Origin of the sequence: Spirillospora sp. NPDC049024, from assembly GCF_040649235.1 — a bacterium.
GTDB lineage: Bacteria > Actinomycetota > Actinomycetes > Streptosporangiales > Streptosporangiaceae > Spirillospora.
Genome location: NZ_JBEZFD010000006.1, coordinates 103,471 through 128,226 on the forward strand (window position 1 = coordinate 103,471; position 24,756 = coordinate 128,226).

At 72.6% G+C, this 24,756-nt stretch carries 27 protein-coding genes; 15 read left to right on the forward strand and 12 right to left on the reverse strand.

The annotated features are described in order from the left end of the window. The first annotated feature begins 9 nt into the window (after positions 1-9). The gene (locus AB0C21_RS12900) at positions 10-450 is read left to right on the forward strand and encodes a MarR family winged helix-turn-helix transcriptional regulator (RefSeq protein WP_500204187.1); all 441 of its coding nucleotides are present in this window, start codon (positions 10-12) and stop codon (positions 448-450) included. A 90-nt stretch (positions 451-540) separates the two neighbouring features. Further along, entirely contained in the window at positions 541-1,023 is a 483-nt protein-coding gene (locus AB0C21_RS12905; RefSeq protein WP_500204188.1) for a winged helix DNA-binding protein, read from the forward strand. 16 nt (positions 1,024-1,039) lie between these two features. Here the strand turns inward: AB0C21_RS12905 and AB0C21_RS12910 are convergent, their stop codons facing one another. The 3 genes from AB0C21_RS12910 to AB0C21_RS12920 form a co-directional block, all read right to left on the reverse strand. Continuing rightward, positions 1,040-1,480, reverse strand: coding sequence for a YybH family protein (locus tag AB0C21_RS12910; RefSeq protein WP_500204189.1), 441 nt, complete (start codon positions 1,478-1,480; stop codon positions 1,040-1,042). 93 nt (positions 1,481-1,573) lie between these two features. Next, positions 1,574-2,254, reverse strand: coding sequence for an endonuclease NucS (nucS, locus tag AB0C21_RS12915; RefSeq protein ID WP_500204190.1), 681 nt, complete (start codon positions 2,252-2,254; stop codon positions 1,574-1,576). A gap of 33 nt (positions 2,255-2,287) precedes the next feature. Further along, a complete protein-coding gene (locus AB0C21_RS12920; protein WP_500204191.1) occupies positions 2,288-3,412 on the reverse strand; it encodes a HEAT repeat domain-containing protein in 1,125 nt (374 codons plus the stop codon). A gap of 162 nt (positions 3,413-3,574) precedes the next feature. Here AB0C21_RS12920 and AB0C21_RS12925 point away from each other — a divergent pair, with 162 nt between their 5' ends. Beyond that, on the forward strand, positions 3,575-3,763 hold the full coding sequence (locus tag AB0C21_RS12925; RefSeq protein WP_500204192.1) for a hypothetical protein: 189 nt from the start codon (positions 3,575-3,577) through the stop codon (positions 3,761-3,763). A 140-nt stretch (positions 3,764-3,903) separates the two neighbouring features. Further along, complete coding sequence (locus tag AB0C21_RS12930) at positions 3,904-4,290, forward strand: SCO5389 family protein (protein WP_500204193.1); 387 nt, start codon at positions 3,904-3,906, stop codon at positions 4,288-4,290. A 47-nt stretch (positions 4,291-4,337) separates the two neighbouring features. Here the strand turns inward: AB0C21_RS12930 and AB0C21_RS12935 are convergent, their stop codons facing one another. Beyond that, complete coding sequence (locus AB0C21_RS12935; protein WP_500204194.1) at positions 4,338-5,321, reverse strand: LLM class flavin-dependent oxidoreductase; 984 nt, start codon at positions 5,319-5,321, stop codon at positions 4,338-4,340. Between the two features lie 55 nt (positions 5,322-5,376). Here AB0C21_RS12935 and AB0C21_RS12940 point away from each other — a divergent pair, with 55 nt between their 5' ends. The 4 genes from AB0C21_RS12940 to AB0C21_RS12955 all read left to right on the forward strand — a co-directional run bounded on the left by AB0C21_RS12940 (position 5,377) and on the right by AB0C21_RS12955 (position 9,007). Next, a complete protein-coding gene (locus AB0C21_RS12940) occupies positions 5,377-6,966 on the forward strand; it encodes a 3-hydroxyacyl-CoA dehydrogenase family protein (RefSeq protein ID WP_500204195.1) in 1,590 nt (529 codons plus the stop codon). A 79-nt stretch (positions 6,967-7,045) separates the two neighbouring features. After that, positions 7,046-7,357, forward strand: coding sequence for an Rv1322 family protein (locus AB0C21_RS12945; protein WP_149259432.1), 312 nt, complete (start codon positions 7,046-7,048; stop codon positions 7,355-7,357). Positions 7,358-7,416: 59 nt separating this feature from the next. Further along, a complete protein-coding gene (locus AB0C21_RS12950; RefSeq protein ID WP_500204196.1) occupies positions 7,417-8,130 on the forward strand; it encodes an alpha/beta hydrolase in 714 nt (237 codons plus the stop codon). Positions 8,131-8,215: 85 nt separating this feature from the next. Next, positions 8,216-9,007 (forward strand): alpha/beta fold hydrolase, encoded by a 792-nt coding sequence (locus tag AB0C21_RS12955; RefSeq protein WP_500204197.1) that lies wholly within the window; start codon positions 8,216-8,218, stop codon positions 9,005-9,007. A 12-nt stretch (positions 9,008-9,019) separates the two neighbouring features. Here the strand turns inward: AB0C21_RS12955 and AB0C21_RS12960 are convergent, their stop codons facing one another. The 3 genes from AB0C21_RS12960 to mce all read right to left on the reverse strand — a co-directional run bounded on the left by AB0C21_RS12960 (position 9,020) and on the right by mce (position 12,680). Continuing rightward, positions 9,020-10,489, reverse strand: coding sequence for an AI-2E family transporter (locus AB0C21_RS12960; protein WP_500204198.1), 1,470 nt, complete (start codon positions 10,487-10,489; stop codon positions 9,020-9,022). 101 nt (positions 10,490-10,590) lie between these two features. After that, positions 10,591-11,916: a DivIVA domain-containing protein gene (locus AB0C21_RS12965; protein ID WP_500204199.1), complete on the reverse strand. Its 1,326-nt coding sequence runs from the start codon at positions 11,914-11,916 to the stop codon at positions 10,591-10,593. Positions 11,917-12,245: 329 nt separating this feature from the next. Then, on the reverse strand, positions 12,246-12,680 hold the full coding sequence (mce, locus tag AB0C21_RS12970) for a methylmalonyl-CoA epimerase (RefSeq protein ID WP_149259436.1): 435 nt from the start codon (positions 12,678-12,680) through the stop codon (positions 12,246-12,248). Positions 12,681-12,787: 107 nt separating this feature from the next. Between mce and AB0C21_RS12975 the strand changes: the two genes are divergently transcribed. Further along, positions 12,788-13,987 carry an acetyl-CoA C-acetyltransferase gene (locus tag AB0C21_RS12975; protein ID WP_500204200.1) on the forward strand — a complete coding sequence of 400 codons (1,200 nt, stop codon included), beginning with the start codon at positions 12,788-12,790 and terminating at the stop codon, positions 13,985-13,987. A gap of 222 nt (positions 13,988-14,209) precedes the next feature. Here the strand turns inward: AB0C21_RS12975 and AB0C21_RS12980 are convergent, their stop codons facing one another. Further along, on the reverse strand, positions 14,210-14,923 hold the full coding sequence (locus AB0C21_RS12980) for a DUF4230 domain-containing protein (protein WP_149259438.1): 714 nt from the start codon (positions 14,921-14,923) through the stop codon (positions 14,210-14,212). 34 nt (positions 14,924-14,957) lie between these two features. Continuing rightward, positions 14,958-15,755 carry a DUF2127 domain-containing protein gene (locus AB0C21_RS12985; RefSeq protein WP_500204201.1) on the reverse strand — a complete coding sequence of 266 codons (798 nt, stop codon included), beginning with the start codon at positions 15,753-15,755 and terminating at the stop codon, positions 14,958-14,960. A gap of 156 nt (positions 15,756-15,911) precedes the next feature. Here AB0C21_RS12985 and AB0C21_RS12990 point away from each other — a divergent pair, with 156 nt between their 5' ends. Further along, positions 15,912-16,220, forward strand: a complete 309-nt coding sequence (locus AB0C21_RS12990) for a DUF3817 domain-containing protein (protein ID WP_500204202.1) — start codon at positions 15,912-15,914, stop codon at positions 16,218-16,220. A gap of 40 nt (positions 16,221-16,260) precedes the next feature. Here AB0C21_RS12990 and AB0C21_RS12995 read toward each other — a convergent pair whose 3' ends face one another. Together AB0C21_RS12995 and AB0C21_RS13000 are read right to left on the reverse strand one after the other, a co-directional pair. Further along, positions 16,261-17,562 (reverse strand): hypothetical protein, encoded by a 1,302-nt coding sequence (locus AB0C21_RS12995; protein WP_500204203.1) that lies wholly within the window; start codon positions 17,560-17,562, stop codon positions 16,261-16,263. Next, on the reverse strand, positions 17,555-18,547 hold the full coding sequence (locus AB0C21_RS13000) for an ATP-binding cassette domain-containing protein (protein ID WP_500204530.1): 993 nt from the start codon (positions 18,545-18,547) through the stop codon (positions 17,555-17,557). The genes AB0C21_RS12995 and AB0C21_RS13000 overlap by 8 nt, the downstream gene beginning before the upstream one ends. A 429-nt stretch (positions 18,548-18,976) precedes the next feature. On the opposite strand from AB0C21_RS13000, the gene AB0C21_RS13005 reads away from it, so the two are divergent. Both AB0C21_RS13005 and AB0C21_RS13010 read left to right on the forward strand, forming a co-directional pair. Beyond that, the gene (locus AB0C21_RS13005; RefSeq protein ID WP_500204204.1) at positions 18,977-19,942 is read left to right on the forward strand and encodes a tetratricopeptide repeat protein; all 966 of its coding nucleotides are present in this window, start codon (positions 18,977-18,979) and stop codon (positions 19,940-19,942) included. A 393-nt stretch (positions 19,943-20,335) separates the two neighbouring features. Next, positions 20,336-21,739 (forward strand): NAD-dependent malic enzyme, encoded by a 1,404-nt coding sequence (locus tag AB0C21_RS13010; RefSeq protein ID WP_149259442.1) that lies wholly within the window; start codon positions 20,336-20,338, stop codon positions 21,737-21,739. Between the two features lie 54 nt (positions 21,740-21,793). On the opposite strand, the gene AB0C21_RS13015 is transcribed toward AB0C21_RS13010, so the two are convergent. Continuing rightward, positions 21,794-22,471, reverse strand: a complete 678-nt coding sequence (locus tag AB0C21_RS13015) for a hypothetical protein (protein ID WP_500204205.1) — start codon at positions 22,469-22,471, stop codon at positions 21,794-21,796. 160 nt (positions 22,472-22,631) lie between these two features. Here AB0C21_RS13015 and AB0C21_RS13020 point away from each other — a divergent pair, with 160 nt between their 5' ends. The 3 genes from AB0C21_RS13020 to AB0C21_RS13030 all read left to right on the forward strand — a co-directional run bounded on the left by AB0C21_RS13020 (position 22,632) and on the right by AB0C21_RS13030 (position 24,723). Continuing rightward, positions 22,632-23,207, forward strand: a complete 576-nt coding sequence (locus AB0C21_RS13020) for a YqgE/AlgH family protein (protein ID WP_149259444.1) — start codon at positions 22,632-22,634, stop codon at positions 23,205-23,207. Between the two features lie 10 nt (positions 23,208-23,217). Further along, positions 23,218-23,478, forward strand: a complete 261-nt coding sequence (locus tag AB0C21_RS13025) for a DUF3039 domain-containing protein (protein ID WP_200841858.1) — start codon at positions 23,218-23,220, stop codon at positions 23,476-23,478. A gap of 177 nt (positions 23,479-23,655) precedes the next feature. Further along, positions 23,656-24,723, forward strand: a complete 1,068-nt coding sequence (locus AB0C21_RS13030; protein ID WP_500204206.1) for a zinc metalloprotease — start codon at positions 23,656-23,658, stop codon at positions 24,721-24,723. Positions 24,724-24,756: the final 33 nt, after the last annotated feature.

Genomic DNA, 24,756 nt, shown 5'->3' on the forward strand with positions numbered 1-24,756 from the left:
GGTGGGACGGTGACCGAGATCCCGGTCGAGGAGTACCTGTGCACCCGCATCCGGCGCACCGAGCAGGCGCTGATGGGCCACCACGAGGCGGTGCTGCGCGGCTACGGGCTCACGATGACGCAGTACACGGTGCTGCTCACCCTCTCCCGGGAGGGCGGCATGTCCGGTGCCCAGCTCGCGCGCGCCCTGGGCGTCACCCAGCAGACCATGGCCACCGTCCTGACCGGCCTGCAGAACAAGGGCCTCGTGGTCCGCGAGCCGTCCCCGGTGCACGCCAAGGTCATGATCGCCACACCGACCGAGGAGGGCCGCCGGCTGCTGGAGCGCGCCTACGAGGAAGTGATCGTGCTGGAGCGCGCGCTGACCGACGCGTTCACCCCCGCCGAACACGCGGCCCTCTGCGAACTGCTCGACCGCGCGGCGGCCATCCTGGCCCAGCAGACCCCGTGACGCGCGATCCCCGCCGGCGGGCCGCCCGGCTCCGCGCCTTGACCTCAACTTAACTTCAGGTTCTACGGTTGCCGCATCAATGATCATTCGATGGGAGCACCGCACATGGCGACCCAGCAGGTTTCCGACGCCGAACTGGCCGCCCAGCCGGTCGGCTACTGGACCGGACTGGCCTACGAGTCCATCATCGCGTTCATCCGGGCCCGGCAGGCCGAGCTCGGCCTCACCCAGCCCCAGTTCTGGCTGCTGCGCCACCTGTCGAAGAACGATCTCTCGTCCGACGGCCGGGGCATGACCGTCCCCGAACTCGAGCAGGCCATGAAGTCCTACCTGAGGCGCGAGGACGACCTGGAGGCCGAGGCGAAGGTCCTCCTGGAGCGCGGCTGCCTCACCCGCGACGGCGAGGGCCGGTGGTGGATCACCGAAGCGGGGGAGCAGGCCCGCCTCGACCTCAAGCGGCACACCCCGGAGATCCGCGCCCGCATCCACGAGGGCATCGACGACGCCGACTACGCCACCACCGTGAGAGTCCTCCAAAAAATGATCGCCAACACCGACGGCCCCGCTGCCTAGCGCGCCGGCCGGGGCGTCAGGGTTGGAGGTCGGTCACTCCCTTGCCGGTCGGGATGTCGAGGGGGACGGAGGCCTGGTCGTGGGCGATCAGCCAGGTGTCGTCGGTCTTGCGGAAGCAGAGGGTGGCCCGGACCCATATGCCGTTCGTCGCCGTTCCGTTCCCCAGCGTGCCGCTGAGCCTGCCGAAGCCGTGGCCGAAGGCCACCTCGTCGCCCACGGTGAGGGTCAGGTCGCGGATCTCGTAGGAGACGTCCTGGAAGAACGTGAACACGTTCGTCCAGTTCTTCAGCTTCGCCGCGATCCCCACGTGCTGGAGCGGCGGCTCGACGTCGAAGGACACGACGTCAGGTGCGTAGACCTGTTCCAGTGCCTTCAGGTCCTTGGCACGGATCCCTTCGACGATCTTGTCGATCTGGCGGCGGATCCTGGCTTCGTCGACCTCGTGCTGCGTAGGCATGACCTTCCAACCCCGTTCGTCGTGGGAGTTCGGCTTCTCACTGGTACGACGGAATGGAGGCCGGAAATGTGAGGTCGTGCGGCCGGCGGCGGGTCAGAAGAGGGTGCCCTCGTGCTCGATGCCGCGCAGGGCGTCGTAGTCGAGGGTGACGCAGGTGATGCCGCGGTCGGTGGCGAGGACGCGGGCCTGGGGCTTGATCTCCTGGGCCGCGAAGACGCCCCGGACGGGGGCCAGGTGCGGGTCGCGGTTCAGCAGCTCCAGGTAGCGGGTGAGCTGCTCGACGCCGTCGATCTCGCCTCGGCGTTTGATCTCGATGGCGACGGTGGCGCTGGCGGCGTCGCGGCAGAGGATGTCGACCGGGCCGATCGCGGTGGGGAACTCGCGGCGGATCAGGGTGTAGCCCTCGCCGAGGGTGGTGATGTGCTCGGCGAGCAGCTCCTGCAGGTGCGCCTCGACACCGTCCTTCTGGAGGCCGGGGTCGATGCCCAGTTCGTGGCTGGTGTCGTGCAGGAACTCCTCGATGGTGAGGATGAGCCGCTCGCCCGACTTGCCGTGCGTGACCGTCCAGCGCGCGACGGCGCCGTTCTCCTCGTAGCCCTCCTCGCGCAGCGAGCAGGGCGGGTTCATCCAGTTGAGGGGCTTGTAGGCGCGGTCGTCGGCGTGCACGCTCACGCTTCCGTCCGCCTTGATCAGGATCAGGCGGAGGGCCATCGGCAGGTGGGCGGTGAGCTTGCCGGCGTAGTCGACGCTGCAGCGGGCGATAACGAGACGCACGGTGCATCACCTTAGTGCGGCGCCCGGCCTGCTTTAGGCGAGACGGGCGTACCGGCGGCAGTCGTCGGGGTCGGCGGGCAGGCCCCACGCGCGGAGGATCTCCATGAGGTTGCCCCAGCGCCAGCTCTCGGGCGGCAGTTCGGCGATCGTGCGGACGGTCCGCTGCTGCGCGGGGGTGAGGTCGGCGAACTGGGGGAATGGGAGGGCCGGTGTGCGGAACGTCAGCTTCAGCGCCGCCTCCGCCATCGGGAACGACGCGTCGTCGGACGTTCGGGACAGGCCGTCGAGGACGGCGTCGACCGCATCGGGCGGCACCTCGTCCAGTGCGGCCAGCGTCAGAGCCGAGTAGAGGCGCAGGTCGCCTTCCAGGAAGACCATGTGGCCCTCGGGCGGGGACGCGCTGGAGGCCGCGAGTTCGGCGATGACGGGTGCGTCGGCGGCGCCCAGCCGGGCGAGCGCGGTCGCGGCGGCCCAGCGCGGCAGCGGCTCGGCGCCCGCCAGGTGCTCGCGGAACCGGGGGAGCAGCGCCCGGCCGTCCAGCAGCCCGGCGGCGACGAGCGCGTGCGCGATGACGTTCGTGTCCCGCTCGGATTCGAGCAGCGCCTCCAGCGCGGGAAGCGTGGCCGCCGCCTCCTCGGGGAACCAGCCCGCCGTGTACGCGGCGGTGGCCCGCACTCCGGGGTCGTCGTCGCCGAGCAGGTTCCGGACGGTGGGCAGCCCGGCGCGAACGGCGTCGTACGCGGCGAGTTCCGCCTCCGCGGAGCGCAGGGCCCGCGCGAAGTCGAAGTGGTCCTGGTCTTCGGTCGCGCGCAGCCGTGCCGCCTCCTCGCGCCAGGCCCGGATGTCGACGCCGGACGGCAGGTGCGCCGCGTCGTACCCGATGGCCAGCGCGGCCGTCAGGTAGAGCGGCCCGGTGCGTTCGGGAGTGCCCGGATGGGACGCCAGGGCGAGCAGAAACGGGACCGCTGCGGCGGCCGCGCCGTACCGCCTCCCCTGATGGAAGACGTTGGTGAACAGCTCGCCCAGCGCGGCGTCCCGTTCATCCTCGTCGGGAGAGGAAAGGGCGCGGAGAAGGTCGGGCACGTCCTCCGCCGAGCCGTAGGCGTGGTCGAGGCCCGCCCAGTCGATGCCGTCCAGCCCCGCCAGCGGTTCCGCCATGCCGCGATCATGCCAGCGGTACCGGGCCGCGGGCCCCTGAGCCCGCCTAAGGCCACTGACCGGGCGATATAAGGCGTCGTGCCCATGTGGGGACGGGGACCTTAGCGCGAGTCTCTTGGATGTCGGGTCGTGCCGAGCGGCCCGGACCATTACGGAGGGGCCGTGTACCACCACGAGATCATGCAGTCGGTCATGAGCGAGCGGGCTCGCGCCCTGCGCGCGGAGGCCGGGGCCGCACGGGACGCCCGGCTGGCGCGGCTGGCCCGCGAGTACTGGGCCGATTGCGCCGAGCGGCTCGCCGCCCGGTCGGCCGGACGGCGGCGCCACCACAACGCCGCCGCCGCGGGATGACGGAGGCCTCGGTCGGCCGGGGGCCGGCCGGGGCCGCGTTCATAGCGGAATGAAAACCTTTGTCAAGCCTGGAATTATCCCGGGGCCGTGTCTACCGTCGGCGTGTGGGTGTTCATCCTCCGTCTGCGAAAGGACCCCGCATGTCTCTCGACGTGACCCCGGAACTGCTGGAGACGGCGCAGAAGGGCGAGGTCGGCGACGCGGACTTCGTCGAGTGCATCAAGACCTCCCTCCCCTACGCATGGGAGATGATCAGCGGCCTCGTCGCCCGGCTGCAGGTGGACGGCGGCGACTTCGCCGACAACCTCACGCCGCCCCCGGACGAGAAGGCGCGCGGCCAGCTCCTGCGCGTCCTCGCGAGCGACGCCATGCGCGGCGCGCTGGAGCGTTACTTCGGGGTGAGACTCGCGTTCCAGAACTGCCACCGCGTCGCGGTCTTCCCCACCGGCGACTCCAGCGCGTACCGGACGTTCGTCACGGCCCGCGAACAGATCCTCAACCAGTCCCCCGAACTCCGCGACTGCTGACCCGCCCGACCGCCGCGGCGTGCCGACACGTTCGGCACGCCGCGCGTTCATGTGGTGGCACGAAGCCTGGGGAGGACGTCACGGCCCAGGCGGGTGATGTTCTCCAGGGTCGCGGCGCGTGACCCGGCGCCCTCCACCAGCAGGATCAGGTGCCCGATGCCGGTCCGCTCGACGGTGGCGGCGAGGGATTCGACGCAGTCGTCCGGCGAGCCGACCGGATGGAGGTCGCACATCAGGCGCGTGTAGGCGACGGGGTCGCGGGACGGGCGCGGACGGTCGTCCACGGCGACGTATCCCTCCAAACCGGGGCCGAGCCAGGGCGGCATCCCGTCCATGAGGGCGGCGACCGCCTCCTCCCGCGTGTCGGCGACCTGGGCAACATGGGTCGAGATGTGCGGGAGGGACGGGTCGCCGTGGCGGGCGACGGCGGCGGCCTTCTCCTCCGGTCCGACGTGCATGCCGAGGAGCATCGGCAGGCCGCGTTCCGCCGCCAGCGCCTCGGTCGCGGGCGACGTGCAGGCGACCGTCACCGGAGGCGGGACGGGTGCCCGCGGGACGACCGGCACCTCGCGGAAGGCGAAGTGCTCGCCCGCCCACGCGAGGCGGTCGGAGCGCAGCCACGCCAGCAGCAGGTCGAGGGACTCGGCGAAACCGTGCTCGTAGCGGGGGAGGCCCGTGCCGAACACCTCCAGGTCCCGCCACGGTCCGCCGCGCCCGACGCCCAGCCGGAAGCGTCCGCCGGACAGCAGCGCCAGCATCGCGGCCTGCTCCGCCAGCGCGACCGGATGCTGGGTGGACAGCACGCTCACCGCCGTCCCGACTCCGATCCGGGTGGTGGCGGCCAGCAGATGACCCGCCAGCAGGACCGCGGACGGCACCACCCCGTACGACATGAAGTGGTGCTCGGCGAGCCACACGTCGTCGAACCCGGCGCGCTCGGCGGCGACGGCGGCCTCGACGGTGCGGGACAGGGCGGCGGCGTCGTCCTCGCCGGGGAAACGGGCGGACAGGAGGAAGATTCCGAGGCGCACGTCCCCGTCGTACCCGGCAGCGGCTTCGGGCGACCGCTCTGCAAGACTGCCGTTCATGACTGGTGGTTCGTTCAACAGGGTCGGGGTCGTCGGACTGGGCACGATGGGCGCGGGGATCGCCGAGGTGCTGGCGCGCGGCGGCCTCGCGGTCGTCGGCATCGAGGTGAACCGGGAGGCGCTGGAGCGCGGGCGCGGCAACCTGGAGTCCTCCACCGGACGGGCCGTCAAGCGCGGCAGGCTCACCGAGGACGCCCAGCGCGAGATCCTCGGCCGGATCACGCTGTCGACCGACTTCGCCGACCTCGGCGACTGCGACCTCGTCATCGAGGCCGTCCCCGAGCGGCTCGACCTGAAGCGCACGGTGTTCGCCGAGCTCGACCGCGTGTGCCGGGACGACGCCGTCCTCGCCACGAACACCTCCTCGCTGTCGGTCACCGACATCGCGGTCACCACCGGCCGTCCCACCAAGATCGTCGGGGTGCACTTCTTCAACCCGGCGCCGGTCATGAAGCTGGTGGAGGTCATCGGGACCGTCCTCACCGAGCCGGAGTCCGTCGCCCGGGTCGCCGACCTGGTCAAGGGCCTCGGCAAGACGCCGGTGACGATCGGGGACCGGGCCGGGTTCGTCGCCAACCGCCTGCTGTTCGGCTACCTGAACCAGGCCGCGGCGATGCTGGAGACCGGCCACGCCACCCGCGACGACATCGACGCGGCGATGAAGGCGGGCGCCGGCCTGCCGATGGGCCCGTTCACCCTGATGGACCTGATCGGCCTCGACACCTGCCTGGAGGTGCTGGAGGCGATCTACGCCGAGTCCCGCGACCGCCGGCACGCCGCCTCGCCGCTGCTCCGCGAACTCGTCACCGCCGGGCTGCTCGGCCGCAAGACGGGCCGCGGCTTCTACACCTACGACAAGTCGGCGCCGGCCGCGGAGGCGGTGCGGGAGCCGGGCGGCGCGGCGCCGACCGTGGGCGTCGTCGGCGTCGGCCCGCTCGCGGACGCGGTCGCCGCGCTGTGCGACCGGGCGGGCGCCCGGGTCGGCGACTCCGCCGCCGACCTCGCCGGCTGCGACCTGATCATCGAGGCCGCGGAGGACCCCGAGGCCGCGCGGGCGCTGCTGTCGGCCGCCGTCCAGGCCGCCAAGCCCGGCACGGTCATCGCCGTCACCTCGCTGGACGGCTCCGCGGACGGTTCCGCGATCCGGCAGGCCATGGCCACCGGACGTCCGTCCGACGTCGTCGGGCTGCACCTTCCCGACCCGGCCGGCGCCCTGGCGGAGATGTCCGCCACGATCGCGACGGACCCCGGCGTCGCCGACCGCGCCGCCGCCCTCCTCGCGCGCCTCGGCCTCACCGTCGCGCGCTGCCGCGACCGCGCCGGGTTCATCGTCGACGCACTGCGCCTGCCCTACCTGAACGACGCCGCCGCCATGCTCGGCGCCGGATACGCCGACGCCGACTCGATCGACGCCGCGATGACCCTGGGCTGCGGCTACCCGACCGGCCCCATCGCCGACCTCGACCGCATCGGCCCGGACCGCGCCGTCGCCGTCCTGCGCGCCCTGCACGCCGAGACCCGCGACCCGGCCCTCGCCCCGGCGCCGCTCCTCGTGGAGCACGCCACCGCGGGCAAGCCGCTGCGCTGACCCGGACGGAAGGCTCCGTGGCGCCCCTCACGATCCGGGCGGCCCGTGCGGGGTGGGCGGGGTTCATATGCTTGAGGACATGAGCCCCCGGAAGAACCGCCGTGCCGAATCCGGACGCCCCGCGAGGGGCGGGGGCACGTCGTGGGCTCAGGAGACCGAGGAGGGGCCGGACGGCGAGTGGATCGTCCGGTCCGTCTCCGGGGCCGGCGCGGTGAAGCCGTACCGCTGCCCGGGATGCGACCAGGAGATCCCGCCGGGCGTCGGCCACGTCGTCGCCTGGCGGGCGGGGGACGGCGGCGACGACCGGCGGCACTGGCACCGGCCCTGCTGGCAGGCCCGGACCCGCCGCTCGCCCCGCGTCCTGCGGTCGCGCAACGCCCCGCGCTACTGACGACCGGCGTCCGGAGCGCGGCGGACACCACCCGGCCGAACGAGAGACGGAGAGAAGCGATGGCGGAGATCAGGGCGGCGACGGTGCTGCCGGCGCGGCGCGAGGAGATCACGCTGCACACGTCCGACGGCCTGGAGCTGGTCGGGGAGCTGGCGCTGCCGCCGGAGCGGCCGCCGGTGGCGACGCTGGTCTGCCTGCATCCGCTTCCCACGGCCGAGGGCATGATGGACAGCCACGTCCTGCGCAAGGCGTCCTTCCGGCTGCCCGCGCTCGCCGGCATCGCGGTCCTGCGGTTCAACACGCGGGGGACGACGTCGGCGCGCGGCACGAGCCAGGGCGAGTTCGGCGACGGCGAGACCGAGCGGTTCGACGTCGCGGCGGCGCTGGAGTACACCGAGTACCACGACCTGCCGCGGCCGTGGCTGCTCGGCTGGTCGTTCGGCACGGAGCTCGCGCTCAAGTGGGGGCGCGACCCGCTGGTCGAGGGCGTGATCCTGCTGTCGCCGCCGCTGAAGAGGGCCGGCGACGCCGACCTGGACGCGTGGGGCGCCGACGGGCGGCCCGTGGTGGCGCTGGTGCCGGAGTTCGACGACTACCTGCGCCCGGCGGAGGCGCGGGAGCGGTTCAAGCGCGTCCCGCAGGCCGAGGTGGTCGGGGTGGACAACGCCAAGCACCTCTGGGTGGGCGAGCCCTACGTCCGGATCGTGCTGAACGAGATCGTCAAGCGGGTGGCGCCGGCCGCCTTTCCGCTCCCCACCGAATGGACCGACTGAAAGGGATAAAAGGGACAGATAAACACATGCGGCCGATCGCGGCCACTCCGTCCCACGGGACGCGCCGGCGGGCGACCATTGCCCAATGACGGTGCAGCTGTACGCAAGGGACGTAGGGACCGGCACGCCGCTCGTGTTGCTGCACGCCTTCCCCCTGTCCTCGGCGATGTGGCTGGCCCAGCGCGAGGGGCTCGCCGGCCGGTTCCGGGTCATCACCCCCGACCTGCGCGGCTTCGGCGGCTCCCTGCTGGGCGACGAGGAGCCGTCCGTGGACGCGATGGCCGACGACGTCGCCCGCATGTGCCGCTCGCTCGGCGTCCGCCGGGCCGTCGTCGGCGGGCTGTCCATGGGCGGGTACGTGGCGATGGCGCTGTGCCGGCGGCACCCCGACCTCGTCCTCGGCCTCGTGCTGGCGGCCACCCGCGCCACCGCCGACACCGGCCCCGTCCGGGAGAACCGGCTCCGGCAGGCCGACACCCTGGAAGAGGAGCGCAGCACCCGGGTCCTCGTGGACGAGGTGCTGCCCGGCCTCGTCGGCCCCACCACCTACCGGCAGCGGGCGCTGGTCTACGGGCGGGTCCGCGGCCTCGTCCAGGCGACGCCGCCGCACGCCGCCGCGTGGGCGCAGCGCGCCATGGCGGGACGTGCGGACTCCTTCGAGACGCTCCGCGCCCTGCGCGTCCCCGCCCTCGTCATGACCGGGGACGAGGACGCGCTGGCCACCGAGGACGAGGCCCGCGCCATGGCCGACGCGATGCCGAACGCCGAACTGCTGGTCGTCCCGCGCGCCGGGCACCTGTGCTCGGTGGAGCAGCCCGACCTGTTCAACCAGGCGGTGGCGGAGTTCGCCGCCGCCCTCGCCCGCACCGCGCGCTGAGCCCGGCCGGGCCTACAGCGTCTCCTGGCGCGGCATGGCGACCTCGCGGATCAGCAGCGATATCGCGGCCGCCGTCGGGATCGCCAGCAGCGCGCCGACGACGCCGAGCAGTGCCGCGCCGACCAGCGCCGCCACGATCGTCACCGCCGGCTGGACGTCCACGGTCCGCTTCATCACGCGCGGGTAGACGAGGTAGTTCTCCACCTGCTGGTAGACGACGTAGAAGATCGCGCAGACGATGAGGTCGGTCGTGTTCCCGGTCAGGAACGCCACCAGGGAGACGACCACCGCGCCGATCGTGGCGCCGATGAGCGGGACCAGGTCGGTCACCGCGACGATCAGCGCCAGCGCGAGCGCGTACTTCACCCCGAGGATCGACAGGAAGACGTACGAGCACACGCCCGCGATGAGCGCGATCGTGAACTGGCCCGCGACGTAGCCGCCGATCCGGTCGAGGATCTCGTCGCCGAGCAGGGCTACGCGGGCTCTGCGGGAGCGCGGCGCCAGCTGGTAGAAGAACGTCTTGATCTGCGGCAGCGAGCTGAGGAAGTACAGCGTCAGGATCAGGATCGTGATCGTCTGGAAGATGCCGTTGATCGCGACCTTGCCGATGCCGGTGGCGGTGTCGGTGAGGCCCTTCTGGAAGCCGTCGCCGTTCACCGTCTTCTCGGCCCGTTCGAGCAGGCCGTAGCGCTTGTCCCAGTCGGCGAGCCGCTTGTTGTTCTGCAGCTGCTGGACGTACTCGGGGATGTTGTGCCGCAGCTCGGTGACCTGCTCGGACACCGGCTGGACGAGGGACGCGACGAACCCGGCGAAGAACAGGATCACGATCAGGAACACCGTGGCGACGGCGGCGCCGCGCGGGAGCCCGAACTTGCGGAGCCGCTCCACCGCCGGGTTGAGGCCGACCGCGAGGAACATCGCGACCAGGATCATGACGAGCACCGACTTGGCGTTCGTCGCGGCCTTCACCAGCATCCAGGCCGTGATGACGCCGAGCGCCGCGGTGAACCCGAACACGAACGGGTGCGCGCGGCCGAGCGGCTGGCCGGGCCTGCCGAACGGGAACAGGTGGTCGACGCCCGCCTCGCGCTTGCGCTGCTCGACGTCGTGCGCCGGGTCGGGCGCGCCGGGCTCGGGCACGACCGGCTCGGTGGCCGCCTGCGCGGCCGGGAGCGTGACGGGGCCGCCGGTCGCCGGGTCGCGTTCGCCCACGGGCTGCTCGATCTCCTCGGGTTTCAGCGCACCGCTCGGCGCGACGCTCTCGTCGTCGTCCGTCCCACCGGAGCCGACCTCACCGTCACGCGCCTCTTCGTCACGCGCCTCTTCGTCACGCGCCTCGCCACCGCTCGCCTCGCCGTCGCGGGGGTCGTCGGCGTCGTCGGCGGGCGGCGCCGGAGCGGGGACTCGGCTGCCGGTCGCGGGCCGCCCCTCGCCGGGGGAGGGGTCGCGGCCGTCGTCGTGGGGGGTCTGGTCGGGCACGCCGCTCTCCTCTGTCCTGCGTCTACGGGTTTGAGACGACGGAAAGCCCGGAGGCGTTTCACCGCCTCCAGGCTTTCCCGTCATGCCCGACCGTCAGGTGGTCACTCCTGCCACCAGTCCTCGTCGTCCTCTTCGGACTTCTTGGCCTGGGCCGGCTTCGCGGGCGCGGCCTTGGCGGCCGGCTGCTGCTTGGGCTGGGCCTGCTGCGCCGGGGCCGGCTTCGGCTCGGCCGCCGGGATCGCGGCCTTCTCCGGGGGCGCGGCCAGCTCGGGCTCGGCGCCCATCGTCGGCGCGACGCCGCCGATGAGCTGGCGCAGCTGGTTGAGGTGGCTGGTGATGCTGTCGCGCTGCCGGGTGAGCTCGTCGACCTGGCGCTGCGCCGCCGTCCGCACGCGGTCGGCCTCGGACTTGGTCTCGGCGAGCAGCTGCTCGGCCTGCGCCTTGGCCTCGGCGATCACGTTGTCGGAGTTCTTGCGCGCGTTGGCCATCAGCTGCTTGGCGTGCGAGTCGGCCTCGCGCCGGGTCTGCTCGGCCTGCTGCGTGGCCTTCGCGGCCCGCTGCTCGGCGGACGCGGCGCGCTGCTCGGCCTCGGCGACCAGCTTCTGGGTGGCGGCCTGCGCGGCGTTGTGGCGCTCGGCGTCCTGCCGGTCGGCCTCCTCGCGGCGGGCGGCGAGCTGGATCTCGAACTCGGCCTCGGCCTGGGCGCGCTGGGCCTCGCTCTCCTCCAGGATGCGCTGGGCCTGGGCCCGCATCTCGTCGGCCTGCCGCTTGGCCGTGGTGAGGATCTCGTCGCGCTCGCGCTTGGTGGACGCGCGCAGCTGCGCGACCTCGCGCTCGGTGGTGGTGCGCAGCTTGGCGATCTCGCGCTCGGCGGCGGCGCGCTTCTCGGCGACCTCGTGGTCGGCGGTGGCCCGCAGCTTGGCGACCTCGCGCTCGGTCGTGGAGGTCAGCTCGTCGGCCTCGCGGCGGGCGGAGGTGCGCACCTCCTCGGCCTCCCGCTCGGCCGCCTGCCGCATGTCGTCGCCCTCGCGCTGGGCGTTGGCGCGCAGCTCGGAGGCGTCGTTCTCGGCGGTGGCGCGCTGCTCGGCGGCGTCGACCTTGGCCGCGGCCTTGATCTCGTTCGCCTCGGAGCGGGCCGCCTGGACCAGCTCGGTCGCCTGCTCCTCTGCGAGCCGCAGCAGCTGCTCGATGCGGGCGCCGAGGCCGGAGTAGGTCGGACGTTCCTGCTCCTGCAGTTGACGGTGGGCGTCCGACAGCTCGCGCTGCAGGGCCTGGGTCTGCTCGCGGGTCTGCCGCACCTCGTTGTCGAGCTGCTTGATGTGCTCGTCGACCTGGTGCCGGTCGTAGCCGCGAAGCACCACGTCGAACTCGCGCGGGGGCGTGTCTTCAAAGAAGTTGCTGAGCTGGGCGTCGATGTCGGACTGCATGTGGCTCAATCCTGATGTGACGGGGCTACGGGTGGTTCCGGGGACCGGTTGATCGCCTGGCATGACGGACGCAGTGCCCCAGACCTCTTCCGGCGACTGAAGCGTACTCCGGACACTGCCGTGTTGGGGGCTCATCTTGACGCGCTGCGTGGAATGTCCTTTTTGTTCGCCCGTGCGGCATGCCCCTGTGAGCCCAGGTGTGGGGGTGCAAATGCACCAGATGTGTCCGAACAGTCACAGAGCGGCGGTCGGCGCCGTGCGGACCGTGACCGTGATACCGAACACGTCACGATCCTGGCCCGCCCGCGCCGTGCCCCGCCCAGGCAAGATCATTCGCCGTCCGGGCGCTTCTGTACCAGCTCCGTCAGGACGCCGTGGCAGTCCTTCGGGTGCAAAAAGTTGATCAAGGATCCCATGGACCCGTTGCGCGGCGCGTCGTACAGCACCCGCACGCCCTTGCCGGCGATGCCCGCCGCCTCGTCGGCGACCGTCCCGTCCGTCCCGAACGCGATGTGGTGGACGCCCTCGCCGTTCTTCTCCATCCACTTGGCGACCGCCGAGTCCTCCCGGATCGGCTCGATGAGCTGCAGGTAGCTCGCCGCTCCGTCGCCCGTCTCGTTGATCTTGAGCATGCACTCCCGCACGCCCTGCTCCTCGTTCACCTCGAAGTGCGCGTCGGTGAAGCCGTAGGTGGCCTTGTAGAACTCGACGGTCGCGTCCAGATCGCGGCAGGCGATGCCGATGTGGTCGATACGGGTCAGCATGGGCTTTGTCCCTCCTCGGACGGCCAGGCGGGGGCGAACGGAACCGAACGCCGCTCCCGTGGGTATCGTGGCAAACGTCGCCGCAGCACCACCCTGGAGGCCCCCACATGAGCACCACGTCCGTGATCGTCGCCGGAGCGCGCACCCCCATCGGGCGCCTGATGGGCTCGTTGAAGGACTTCTCCGCGGCCGATCTCGGCGCGCACGCGATCAAGGCGGCGCTGGAGCGGGCCGGGGTGTCCGGCGACCAGGTCCAGTACGTGATCCTCGGCCAGGTGCTGCAGGCGGGCGCGGGCCAGATCCCGTCCCGCCAGGCGGCGGTCAAGGCGGGCATCCCGATGAGCGTCCCGTCCATCACGATCAACAAGGTCTGCCTGTCCGGGCTGGACGCGATCGCGCTGGCCGACCAGCTCATCCGGGCCGGCGAGTTCGACATCGTGGTGGCGGGCGGCATGGAGTCGATGACCCAGGCCCCGCACCTGCTGCCGAAGTCGCGCGGCGGCTACAAGTACGGCTCCGTCGAGGTCCTCGACCACATGGCCCACGACGCCCTCACCGACGCCTTCGACGGCGTTTCCATGGGCGAGTCCACCGAGGGCCACAACGCCAGGCTCGGCATCTCCCGCGAGGAGCAGGACGAGTTCTCCGCCCGCTCACACCAGCGCGCCGCCGAGGCGATCAAGAACGGCGTCTTCGACGAGGAGATCGCCCCGGTCGAGATCCCGCAGCGGCGCGGCGAGCCGGTCGTGTTCGCCACCGACGAGGGCGTGCGCGGCGACACCACCGCCGAGAGCCTGGCCAGGCTGCGCCCCGCGTTCAGCAAGGAGGGGACGATCACCGCCGGGTCGTCCTCGCAGATCTCCGACGGCGCCGCCGCGGTCGTGGTGATGTCCAAGGCCAAGGCCGAGGAGCTCGGCCTCACCTGGCTCGCCGAGATCGGCGCGCACGGCAACGTCGCCGGGCCGGACAACTCGCTGCAGTCCCAGCCGTCCAACGCGATCAAGCACGCCCTCGGCAAGGAGGGCCGCACCGTCGACGACCTCGACCTCATCGAGATCAACGAGGCCTTCGCCTCGGTCGGCATCCAGTCGATGCGCGACCTCGGCGTCGGCCCCGAGAAGGTCAACGTCAACGGCGGCGCCATCGCGCTCGGCCACCCGGTCGGCATGTCCGGCGCCCGCATCGTCCTGCACCTGGCCTACGAGCTGAAGCGCCGCGGCGGCGGCACCGGCGCCGCCGGCCTCTGCGGCGGCGGCGGCCAAGGAGACGCGCTGCTTATTCGTGTTCCGAACCAGTCGCTCGCCTAGCGGCTCGCGCCTGGTTCAGACCACGTGCGATCGCTGCATCGCTCCGGCTCGCCTTGCGGCTCGCTTCGCGATCGGATTCTCGCAAGCTCGAATCCGCCTTCGGACGCGATCGCGAGTGTTGGGGTCGTCGCGTGGTTGCGGTGGCGGCTGGTGTCAGTGCGCTCCGATCGGGCCACCGGCTTGGGGCTCGGGGCCGGATCGGAGTGCTGATGGTTCAGGGTGCTACTGGGGGGCCGGGGTGATGGTCACCGATTTGAAGCCCAGGGCCTTGAGCATGTTCTCCAGCATCGACTTCGTGTTGGCGTCGGCGCGCTGCTTCAGGCCGCTCTGGGCGGCGGCCGTCTGGATCTTCTGGGACGCCAGGACGTAGAGCTGCTGCTGGTTGTTCGGGTTGCTGCTGAAGAAGTCGCCGAAGCGGTCGAAGACGCCGCGCTGGGTCGCGTAGACGTAGCTGTTCTTCGGGTCCAGGTTGGTCTTCTCCAGCTGGGCGGGCGGGAGCGTGATCGTCGCCGCCGTCCGGTCCTCGTTGACCTTGATGGCGCCGGAGCCCAGCTTCGAGAAGTCCACGTAGGCGTCGACCGAGCCGTTGCCGACGAACAGGGTCCGCTTGCCGCGCAGCGAGGACGGCAGGAACTTGGCGTCCTTCTCCAGGTCCACGACGACCTGGAAGTTGCCGCTCGCCGCCTCGTAGCGGTGCAGGTCGCGGATCGACTTGAGCAGGACGGGGCCGCTGCGGTCCTTCGTCTCCTCCCCGAACGGGTTCAGCCAGTGGGGGAGGCCGTGCAGCGCCTGCTGGGCGACCAGGACGATCGCGACGGTGGCGACGATGATCGCGACCGGGGTGAGGAGGCCGCGCCTGGGGGGGCGGGAGCGGTCGGGGGACGCCTTGGCGGGCGTGCCCTTCTTCGCGTCGTTCTTCGTTTCCGAGCGAGCCATGTACCCGATGTTCCCGGCAACGGCGTCCGCTACCTCATCCGGTGGGCTCGGGCTCGGGCCGGGACGGGTGCCGCAGGTCCGACTCGTGCGTCGCCAGCTCGACCTCTATCAGCGACTCGCTGCGGAGATGCGCCTCGTGCGCGGCCCGCCCGCCCCGCACGCCGAATAGCCGTTTGGTGACGACGATGTAGACGATGAGACCGATATTGAGCACCAGCGCGCCGATGCGCAGCGCGGTGACCTTCTCCACCAGCTCGTAGATCTCGATCGGCAGCCCGAAGCACGTCGCGACGACCGCGAAGTACTCGCCCCAGCGCTGCAGCAGCCACAGCCCGACCGCCTCGATCAGCTCGATCGCGCCGTAGACGACGAGGCCGACGGCGAGCCAGCGCAGCGTCCGCGCGTCCAGGTCGAACACGTGCCGGATGGACGTGACGACCTTGGAGTGGTCGAGGTCCCAGCCGATCTGCTCGGCGAGCGGGCGCAGCAGCGGGATCTCCTTCTCGAAGATCCGCTCGATCGATCCGCGGCTGCCCGCGAACCGCCACACCCCGTACGCGGCGACCAGGACGATCAGGCCGCGGATGCCGCGCTCGACCGCGAAGAACCGCATGATGAAGGCGTCGCGCAGCTCCCGGCCGCGCTTGACCAGCGGCGCCCGGTCGGCCGGGCCCGCGCCGTGCGGCTCGCCGTGCACGTAGGTCCCGCAGCGCAGGCAGCGCCACGCGTCGCCGATGGGGGACGAGACGACGAGCCGCTCGCGCAGCCCCTCCTCGTCCGGCGCGTAGGTGATGTGTCCCTTGCGCGCGCAGGTCAGCAGGCTCCAGTCCACGCGGCCACAGTAGAGGCCCGCCGGGCGTCGCACACGTCACGGTTTGCGCACGTTCACGGCTTGCGGTGTTCACGGTTCGCGCACGGCCGTGTGAGCGACGTCATAGGCGGGGCGGAAACCGCGGACCGAGGGCGCGCCGTTGAGCGGGGCGTGGACATGATTCGTGCTTTCCGGTTCGTCTCCGTCGCCGAGGCGGTCTCGTTCCTTCTCCTGCTGCTGGTCGCGATGCCGCTGAAGTACGGGGCGGACGCGCCGGTCGGCGTGCAGTTGATGGGGCCGGTGCACGGAGTCCTCTTCATGGCCTACGTCGGCCTGGTCTTCCTCGTCCGCGAGCAGCTCGGCTGGGACCTCAAGCGCACGGTCCTCGCCCTCGGCGCGGCCGTCCTGCCCGTCGCCCCGTTCTTCGTGGAGCGCCACTGGACGCGCCCCGCCGCCGAGCCTGAGCCCGTCGGCCGGGGCGCCTGACCTCCTGCGTGACCGCGGCCGGGTGGGGGTCCTGCCGCGGTCACGCAGGGCGGGTCGCCAGGGCTTCGCGCCGGCGGCCCTCCGTGGAACGCGGTGTGCGGAAGTCGCGGGGGCCGAGCGCGCAGGCCCGGTACCGGGCGAAGTGCAGCCGCAGCCAGTCGCGGCGCCGCTGCTCGGTCCAGGACGCGAACCGGCGCGCCGTGCGCGTGTCGGCGACGGCCGGGGGCTCGTCGCCGAGGAGCCACGCGTCGACCAGTGCGCGGTAGCCCCCGCGTGAGTCGCCGTCGGCCGTGCAGAACCTGGCGTCCTTGAGCCCGTCGCTGATCTGCCGGACGGCGCGGGCCGCGTATCCGGGGGAGAGGTCCTCGTCGAGGTGGACGCCGGCGACGCCGCCCACCACCGTGACGGGCTCCCAGGAGGGACGCTGCTCGACCTTCGTGAAGGCGCCGGGCGTGCCGTTCAGCCGCGCGGCGAGCGGGGTGGCCGCCTCCATCAGCGGGGGCAGCGCGTCCCGCAGGGCGGGGTGCACGCAGACGGTCAGGGGCCACCGCCGGCAAACCGGCTCCGCGCGGGCGGGCACGACCGTTCCGCCGCCGGAGTCGTGCAGGCCGAGGGAGGCCGAGACGGTCGCGGCCAGCGCCACCGCCAGCGGCAGGACGAGCAGGAGCCGGCGTGTCGCCCACATCACGTAGCCGAGGATCAGCGCGGCGGTCAGCCCCGTGGTCCACAGGATCTGGTCGGCGAACACCTCGGGGCGCAGGGCGGTGAACAGCCGGATGCGGGGGAGCGCGGCGGGGGGCAGGAGGCTCCACCAGGACATGCCGGGGATGCGCAGGGCGGCCCAAAGGGACGTGGCGGCGAGCACGAGGGCCGCCGTGGCGCGGTGCGGCGCGACGCGTCCGGTCAGGTAGCCCACGACGACGTGCAGGACGAGCGCGCCCGCGCCCGACAGCATGCCGAGCGGCTGGGGCTGCCCGGCGTGCGCGTGCACGAGGGTGACGGTGACGGCCACGGCGGTGACCACGACGTAGGAGACCAGGGCGGCGGACGAGAGCAGCAGCAGGTCGAACAGCGCGCCGGTCGCGGGAGATCGGGCGGTGAGGTCGCGCAGGTAGTCGAGCGGACGTTCCCGGACGGCCGTCCACGCGGCCAGCCCCGCGGCGGCGGGGCCCAGGAGGCGGACGGCGTTGACCAGCGCGACGACGGTGTTGTCCCAGTAGGCGACGGGCGGGGAGAGCGACAGGCACGCCGCCGCCGTCCCGAGCCCGGTGAGGACCGGCACGGCGACGAGCAGCGCCGTGCGGCGGGCGTCCAGCCGGAGCACCCGCCCGAGGTCAGACACCGGTGGCGCTCTCGGCGGGCGACCGCCCCGCCCGCGCCTTCGTCAGGGGCGGCAGGGCCCGGGGCGGCAGGGGCAGGGTCGGCAGGGAGAAGGGCGGCAGCGTCAGGTGCGGCAGGCTCAGCTGCGGCAGGGACACCTGCCGCATCGTGCGCAGGGAGGGACGCCGCCGGGCCATCGCGTCGACCGCCTGCGGCGTGAGGGCGTCCCGCGCGCCCGGGGTGCCCACCCGGTCAGCGGCCCCCCGCCGTTCCGGAGCGCCCCGTCGTTCGGAGGCACCGCGCCGGTCGGCGGCGGTGCGGCCGCGGCGGGCGGTGGCCGACTGCGCGGGCTGCTCGCTGAGCCGGCCGCGGGCGAGCGTGAAGAGGCGGTCGCACCAGCCGGTGAGCGTCTCGGTGGCGTCGGCGGTGACGACCACGGCGGGCGCCAGCGAGCGCAGCACCGGGATCAGTTCGGCCATGGCCGTGGTCAGCGTCTGCCGGCCGGGTCCGGCGGCGCCGGTGGGCCACGGTTCGGCGGCGGCGCACAACTCGCCGAAGGGGTCGTCGAGCAGGACGAGGCCGGGCTCGTGGACGCAGGCGGCGGCCAGCCCGGCGCGCAGCCGGACCTCCGGCGGCAGCAGCGCCAGCTCCGTCCCGGCGGCGTCGGTCAGGTCGAAGCGGCGGAGCACGCTCTGCGCGGCGGACGCGCTCGTCCGCTTGTAGTACGCGGCGTAGGCGACGAACTCTCCGGCCGTCATGCCCTCGGCCTGCGAGAACCGGGCGGGCAGGTATCCGATCCCGGCACGGGCGGCCCGCTGCCCCGCGGCGTTCGTTATGTCGTGCCCGAGAATGTGCAGCGCGCCGGCGTTCGGCCTGCGCAAGGTCGCGAACGTGGCCAGCAGAGTGGATTTACCGGCACCAGGTGGACCGGCAAGGCCGACCACGCCTTCGGGCACGCCGAAGGTCACCGGGCGCAGGAGCCACCGCCCCCCGCGGCGGACACCCATTCCTCGGGCCACGATCACGGAATGCTCCGCGATCACAAGTCTTCCCCCCGTTGTTCGTCATGCGGTCGCGGCGGCCGGACGGCACCCCCGCCGCCCCGGTGGCCTCGGGTCCCCCAACCCGCCACGCGGCGCGCCCGCGGGCCGGGGCCGCCCCCCGGCGGCGCCGGCCCGGTCGCTTTTGCCGGGCCGCAATGCATCGACATCGTGACTATAACCGGGCTTGGTGATGGCTGTCAGCAATCTTATTGCCTTTACGGCAGGACGCCTGAAGTCTTTGCCCGGGGCGCCCGGGGAAGGAAATCGAAGAAGGCGAGCAATTCTCTTATTGTGCCATTTATGCGGACACACTGGGCGTCCGGCGCGGGGCCCGCGCTCCGCTGGGAGCGTACGGACGTACGGCCGGGCGCGGTCATGGGGCAGGATGGACCCATGCCTTCTCGGGACTTTTCGTTGCACGGGGCCATCGACCTGGGAGCGCGCCAGGCCGCGGCAAGGAAGCAGCAGGAACGCCGGGCCCAGTCCGGCGGCGCGGCCGGCGGCGCGGCGCCCGCCGCGGGCGCGCCCGGCGGCCCCTACGTCGTGGACGTCACCGACCAGACCTTCAACACCGAGGTCGTGGAGCGGTCGCAGTCCGTCCCCGTCCTGGTGGACTTCTGGGCCGAGTGGTGCGGTCCGTGCAAGCAGCTCGGCCCGATCCTGGAGAAGCTCGCCACCGAGGCGGCCGGCAAGTGGATCCTGGCCAAGGTCGACATCGACGCGAACCCGCAGCTCGGCGCCTACATGCAGCAGATGGGCGTGCGCGGCATCCCGTTCGTCGCGGCGGTCGTCGCCGGGCAGCTGCTGCCGTTCCTGAACGGCGCCGCGCCCGAGCCGCAGGTCCGCCAGGCCATCGACCAGCTCTTCGAGGCGCTGCGCAGCGAGGGAATCCTGCCGGACGCCCCCGGGGGCGAGCAGCCGGCCGCCGGCGCGGCGGCCCCCGCCGCCGACCCGGTGTACTCCGAGGCCGAGGAGGCTCTGCAGCGCGGCGACCTGGACGCGGCCAAGGGCGCGTTCGAGCGGGTCCTCGCCGCCGACCCGAGGGACGACCAGGCCAAGCAGGGCCTCGCCCTGGTCGAGCTGAGCCTGCGGGTGCGGTCGCTCGACGCCGAGCGCGCGCTCCAGGAGGCGGCCGAGAAGCCCGGCGACGTCCAGGCGCAGATCAGCGCGTCCGACGTGGAGATGGTGTCCGGGCGCATCGACGACGCTTTCGACCGGCTGGTGGGCGCGGTGCGGCGCAGCGCGGGCGACGACCGCGACGCGGTGCGCAAGCACCTGCTGTCGCTGTTCGAGCTGCTGCCGCCCGACGACCCGCGCGTCGGCAAGGCCCGCCGCGGCCTCCAGTCCGCCCTGTTCTGAGCCCGACCCCCGCGCCCGTGCCGCGAAGCCCGTGCTCGGAACCAGGGTTCCGAGCACGGGCGTCCGGGCCGAGCGGGCCCCTCGACCGCGATGTTGAGCGTATGCTCGATGGCGATGACCGCGCCCGTGCGGCCCACATGAAGCACTTCCACGGGTGAAGCACTTCTACGGGGCCCATTCCGCCGATCCGCGGCTCTGCCAGCCCGTGCCCGACACCATCCAGTGATCGACACCACGGGGGCCGCCCGCGCCCCGCGACCGCCGAACTGATCGGCGCCGCGGCCGGGCGCCAGGAGCCGCCGGACGGGACCGGGCGGCGGCCCCGGACGCACCGTCCCCTCGGCTCGGCGCGCTCGGATGTGGACAAACCCGTATAAATAGGGAGCAGCTGTCGTGGCGAGCGTGCCAAGCGTGTCGTACTCCATCACCGTCCGGCTGGAGGTCCCGGCCGGCGGCCGGGCCGTGAGCCAGATCACCCACGTGGTCGAGAACGCCGGCGGCATCGTCACGGCCCTTGACGTCAACACCGCCGGGCACGAGACGCTGCGCATCGACGTCACGATCGCCACCCGAGACACCCAGCACGCCGAGGCGATCGCGGGCGAGCTGGAGCGGATCGACTCCGTCAAGATCCACAAGGTCAGCGACCGGACGTTCCTGATGCACCTCGGGGGCAAGATCGAGATGCAGTCGAAGGTGCCGCTGCGCAACCGCGACGAGCTGTCGATGGCCTACACGCCCGGGGTCGCCCGCGTCTCCCTGGCCATCGCCCGCAACCCCGAGGACGTCCGCCGGCTGACGATCAAACGCAACAGCGTCGCCGTGGTGACCGACGGCTCGGCGGTGCTCGGCCTCGGCAACATCGGCCCGGAGGCCGCGCTGCCGGTCATGGAGGGCAAGGCGGCGCTGTTCAAGCGGTTCGCCGGGATCGACGCCTGGCCGATCTGCCTCGACACGCAGGACACCGACGAGATCGTCCGGACCGTGCAGATCATCGCGCCCGCGTTCGGCGGCATCAACCTGGAGGACATCTCCGCGCCGCGCTGCTTCGAGGTCGAGGCCCGGCTGCGCGAGCTGCTCGACATCCCCGTCTTCCACGACGACCAGCACGGCACCGCGATCTGCGTGCTCGCCGCGCTGACCAACGCGCTGCGCGTCGTCGGCAAGGACATCGGCGCCGTCCGCATCACGATGGCGGGCGCGGGCGCGGCCGGCACCGCCATCCTGAAGCTGCTGATGCACGCGGGCGCCCGCAACCTCGTCGTCTGCGACTACCGCGGCGCCGTGCACAAGGACCGCGACGACCTGGACGACTCGCTCCGCTGGATCGCCGAGCACACCAACGAGGGCGGCTACTCCGGCGACCTGCGCGGCGCGGTGAAGGACGCCGACGTGTTCATCGGCGTGTCGGCCCCCGGCATCCTGACCGGCGACGACATCGCCACCATGAGCGACGACGCGATCGTGTTCGCGCTCGCCAACCCGGAGCCGGAGGTGTCGCCGGACGAGGCCCGCGAGCACGCCGCGGTCGTCGCCACCGGCCGCAGCGACTACCCGAACCAGATCAACAACGTGCTGGCGTTCCCGGGCGTGTTCCGCGGCCTGCTGGACGCCCAGGCCGACGGCGTCACCCTCGACATGCTCGCCGCCGCGGCCAAGGCCCTCGCCGAGGTCGTCACCCCGGACGAGCTCGGCCCGAACTACATCGTGCCGAGCGTCTTCCACCCGGACGTGAGCACCCGCGTCGCCGGCGCCGTCCGCGAGGCCGCGGGCGGCCGCCCCCGCACCGAGGCCTAGGCGCGGCGGTCGTCCGCGCGGCGGGCTCGGGCCTCGGGGCTCGGGCCCGCGCGCTCAGTCGGACTTGCGGCCCGCGAAGATCTGCTCGCGGCGGCGGGGCCAGATGCCGCCGTACCAGAAGATGATCGCGCCGGTCAGGATGATGGCGACGCCGGTCGCGGCCCGCGCCCACAGCACGGTGTCGGGACCGGTGTGCGGCAGCTTGCCGGGCGGCGTCTCGTGCGGCGCGCCGCCCGCCTTCTTGCAGTTCGCCTTGACCGTGGCGCTCTCGATCTGCCGGTTCGCCCACCGGACGGTGACACGGGTGCGGCGGTCCTCGCGCAGCTTCACCGCGACGGTCCGGGTGGCGCCCGGGCCGATCTTGCCGGGGACGGCGGCGGAGTCGTCGTTCTTCTCGATGGAGAAGTCCTCGGTCTGCGTCCCGGTGTTGCGGACCTTGACGTTCACGGTGCGGTCGGGGCAGGACACCGAGCCGATGGTGGCCGTCACCGGCTGCGCGGGCGCGGCGGTGGTCGGCGGGTGCGTCGGCGTGCGGGTCGGGGTGTGCGACGGGGTGCGGGTCGGCTTGCCCGAGGCGGACGGCGAACCGCCGGACGGGCTCGGGCTCGGGGAGGTCGACTCCGTGCTGGAGGCCGGTGACGCGGAGCCGGTCGACTTCACCAGGGCCGGGATCGCGATCAGCGCCCCGATCACGATGAACACGGCGGCGATGATGACCCTGGGCAACTGCATCGCTGTCCTCCCGGCGCGGACCAAGCGGGTGGCCGATGATCCTAGATCATTCTTAACCCTGGACCTCGTGGTGCCGATATCCCCATCGATAGGAATGCGTAACAGGCTAACGAGTCCAGGGACGTGCCGCCGGGGGTCCGGGCAACGCATCATGGGACCCATGGAAGACGGGATCAGGGTCGGTCTCCTGCTGGTGGCCACCCCGCAGCTGGAGGATCCGAACTTTCGGCGCAGCGTCGTCCTGCTGGTCGAGCACGACGGCGACGGCGGCACGCTGGGGGTCGTCCTCAACCGGCCGACCGAGGTCCCGGTCGACCGGGTGCTGCCGCCGTGGGCGGAGCTGGTGACGGGCCCCGCCGTGGTCTTCCAGGGCGGACCGGTCGCGCTGGAGAACGCCCTCGCCCTGGCCCGCCTGCCCGGCGAGGACGAGCCGCTCGGCTGGCGCGCCCTGGACGGAGGCGCCGAGGTCGCCCGGGTCGGCCTGGTCGACCTGGAGGCCCCGCCCGGCCTGCTCGCGGCGGAACTGCTGCAGCTGCGCGTGTTCGCCGGATACGCCGGCTGGTCGCCCGGGCAGCTGCGCGCCGAGATCGAGGACGGCTCGTGGTACCTGGTGCCCGCCGAGGCCGGGGACGTGTTCGCCGCCGACCCGGAGCGGCTGTGGCAGCACGTGCTGCGCCGGCAGGGCGGCGACCTGGCCTTCGTCTCCACTTTCCCCGACGACCCCACGCTGAACTAAGGTGAACGACGTGAGTACGAAGATCCTTCCAAACAGCGACACCGAGAGCGATGTCCGGCCGGACCTCTCCCACGGTGACGGCGACCACGAGCGGTTCGCCCACTACGTGAAGAAGGCCAAGATCACCGAGAGTGCGGTGACCGGCACGCCGGTGATCGCGCTGTGCGGCAAGGTCTGGGTGCCGAACCGGGATCCGAAGAAGTACCCGGTCTGCCCGGAGTGCAAGGAGATCTACGAATCCATGCAGTCCGGCGGCGACGGCAAGGAGTGACCGGCCGCTGAACGGCGGTCGAGGGCGCGCCACCGGATAGGCGTGCGCGCGTGAGGTCCTGCGGTCAGGTGCCGCGGGACCTCGGCGTTTCTTATCGCGGGACGTCCCGAATGGGGCGTCCCTGAACAATCGGGGGATTCGATGCGGCGGATTGCCGGGGTTTCACTGTGCGCACTGATGGTTACCGTGTGTGCCGTTCCGGGTTCTTTCAGTGAGCGGGAGCGGGAGCGGCTCCGCGCCGCTCCGGTCGCGCACGGCGACGACGGGTGCGTCCGGCACCCCGCGGGCACGCCGGGCACGTCGGGCGGGCCGGGGACGCTGCACGCGGCGGGGGCCAGGGACGGCGCGGTCCGCTCGGTCCGTCCGCGCGACCGGGTCGACCTCGGCCACGACCAGGCCGTCGCGATGCTCGCCGACCTCCGCCGCACGCTCCTCGACCGGTTCGGGACGTCCGACGAGGCCCGCATCGACGCGGCCCGCCCCTACCGGGCACAGCGCAGGGCGGGGAGCCTCGTCGTCCCGGTGCGGTTCCACGTCCTCCACAGCGGCGGTACGGGGCGGTTGTCCACGGCGGCGGTCCGGCGGCAGATCGCCACGCTGAACGCGGCCTACGGCGGACGCCTCGGCGGCGCCGACACCCGCGTGCGGTTCCGGCTCGTCTCGCTCGACCGCACCGACAACGCGGCCTGGTTCTACCACCCGCAGCGCAACGAGGGCGCGATGAAGCGGCGCCTCCGCAAGGGCGGTCGCGGCACGCTCAACCTCTACACGGCGGCCGTCGGGGCGGACGTGCTGGGCTTCTCCACCTTCCCCCAGTGGTACCGGCGCGACCCGCGCATGGACGGAGTCACCGTCGACTACCGCAGCCTGCCGTACGGCTCCTACGCGCCGTTCAACCACGGGTACACGGCCGTCCACGAGATCGGGCACTGGCTCGGCCTGATGCACACGTTCGAAGGCGGGTGCACCGCGCCGGGCGACGGGGTGGCCGACACCCCGTACGAGGAGGAGCCGGCGCAGGGCTGCCCCCACGGCCGCGACACGTGTCCGCAGCGGGGTCTCGACCCGATCCACAACTTCATGGACTACGCGCAGGACGCCTGCATGCGGGGCTTCACCGCAGGTCAGGGCCGTCGCATCCGCGCGGTGTGGGCGGCGTACCGGTCCTCCGGGCGCGCCCGCCAGGGTGTGGATCTCGGCACAGGTGCGCCGGGCGCGGCCCGATCTGTCGGTGCGGCTCGGTAGCCTTCAATGACCGTGAGCACCTTCGCCGCATCG

Bases quoted from the DNA above. Each gene is read 5' to 3' on its own strand.
- AB0C21_RS12975 (WP_500204200.1), top strand. From the start codon at position 12,788: ATGAGCACCACGTCCGTGATCGTCGCCGGAGCGCGCACCCCCATCGGG.
- AB0C21_RS12945 (WP_149259432.1), top strand. From the start codon at position 7,046: ATGAGCCCCCGGAAGAACCGCCGTGCCGAATCCGGACGCCCCGCGAGG.
- AB0C21_RS13015 (WP_500204205.1), bottom strand. From the start codon at position 22,471: ATGCAGTTGCCCAGGGTCATCATCGCCGCCGTGTTCATCGTGATCGGG.
- AB0C21_RS13020 (WP_149259444.1), top strand. From the start codon at position 22,632: ATGGAAGACGGGATCAGGGTCGGTCTCCTGCTGGTGGCCACCCCGCAG.
- AB0C21_RS12930 (WP_500204193.1), top strand. From the start codon at position 3,904: ATGTCTCTCGACGTGACCCCGGAACTGCTGGAGACGGCGCAGAAGGGC.
- AB0C21_RS12905 (WP_500204188.1), top strand. From the start codon at position 541: ATGGGAGCACCGCACATGGCGACCCAGCAGGTTTCCGACGCCGAACTG.
- AB0C21_RS12950 (WP_500204196.1), top strand. From the start codon at position 7,417: ATGGCGGAGATCAGGGCGGCGACGGTGCTGCCGGCGCGGCGCGAGGAG.
- mce (WP_149259436.1), bottom strand. From the start codon at position 12,680: ATGCTGACCCGTATCGACCACATCGGCATCGCCTGCCGCGATCTGGAC.
- AB0C21_RS13030 (WP_500204206.1), top strand. From the start codon at position 23,656: ATGGTTACCGTGTGTGCCGTTCCGGGTTCTTTCAGTGAGCGGGAGCGG.
- AB0C21_RS12980 (WP_149259438.1), bottom strand. From the start codon at position 14,923: ATGGCTCGCTCGGAAACGAAGAACGACGCGAAGAAGGGCACGCCCGCC.
- AB0C21_RS12990 (WP_500204202.1), top strand. From the start codon at position 15,912: ATGATTCGTGCTTTCCGGTTCGTCTCCGTCGCCGAGGCGGTCTCGTTC.
- AB0C21_RS13000 (WP_500204530.1), bottom strand. From the start codon at position 18,547: ATGGGTGTCCGCCGCGGGGGGCGGTGGCTCCTGCGCCCGGTGACCTTC.
- AB0C21_RS12965 (WP_500204199.1), bottom strand. From the start codon at position 11,916: ATGCAGTCCGACATCGACGCCCAGCTCAGCAACTTCTTTGAAGACACG.
- AB0C21_RS12910 (WP_500204189.1), bottom strand. From the start codon at position 1,480: ATGCCTACGCAGCACGAGGTCGACGAAGCCAGGATCCGCCGCCAGATC.
- AB0C21_RS13005 (WP_500204204.1), top strand. From the start codon at position 18,977: ATGCCTTCTCGGGACTTTTCGTTGCACGGGGCCATCGACCTGGGAGCG.
- AB0C21_RS12940 (WP_500204195.1), top strand. From the start codon at position 5,377: ATGACTGGTGGTTCGTTCAACAGGGTCGGGGTCGTCGGACTGGGCACG.
- AB0C21_RS12920 (WP_500204191.1), bottom strand. From the start codon at position 3,412: ATGGCGGAACCGCTGGCGGGGCTGGACGGCATCGACTGGGCGGGCCTC.
- AB0C21_RS12955 (WP_500204197.1), top strand. From the start codon at position 8,216: ATGACGGTGCAGCTGTACGCAAGGGACGTAGGGACCGGCACGCCGCTC.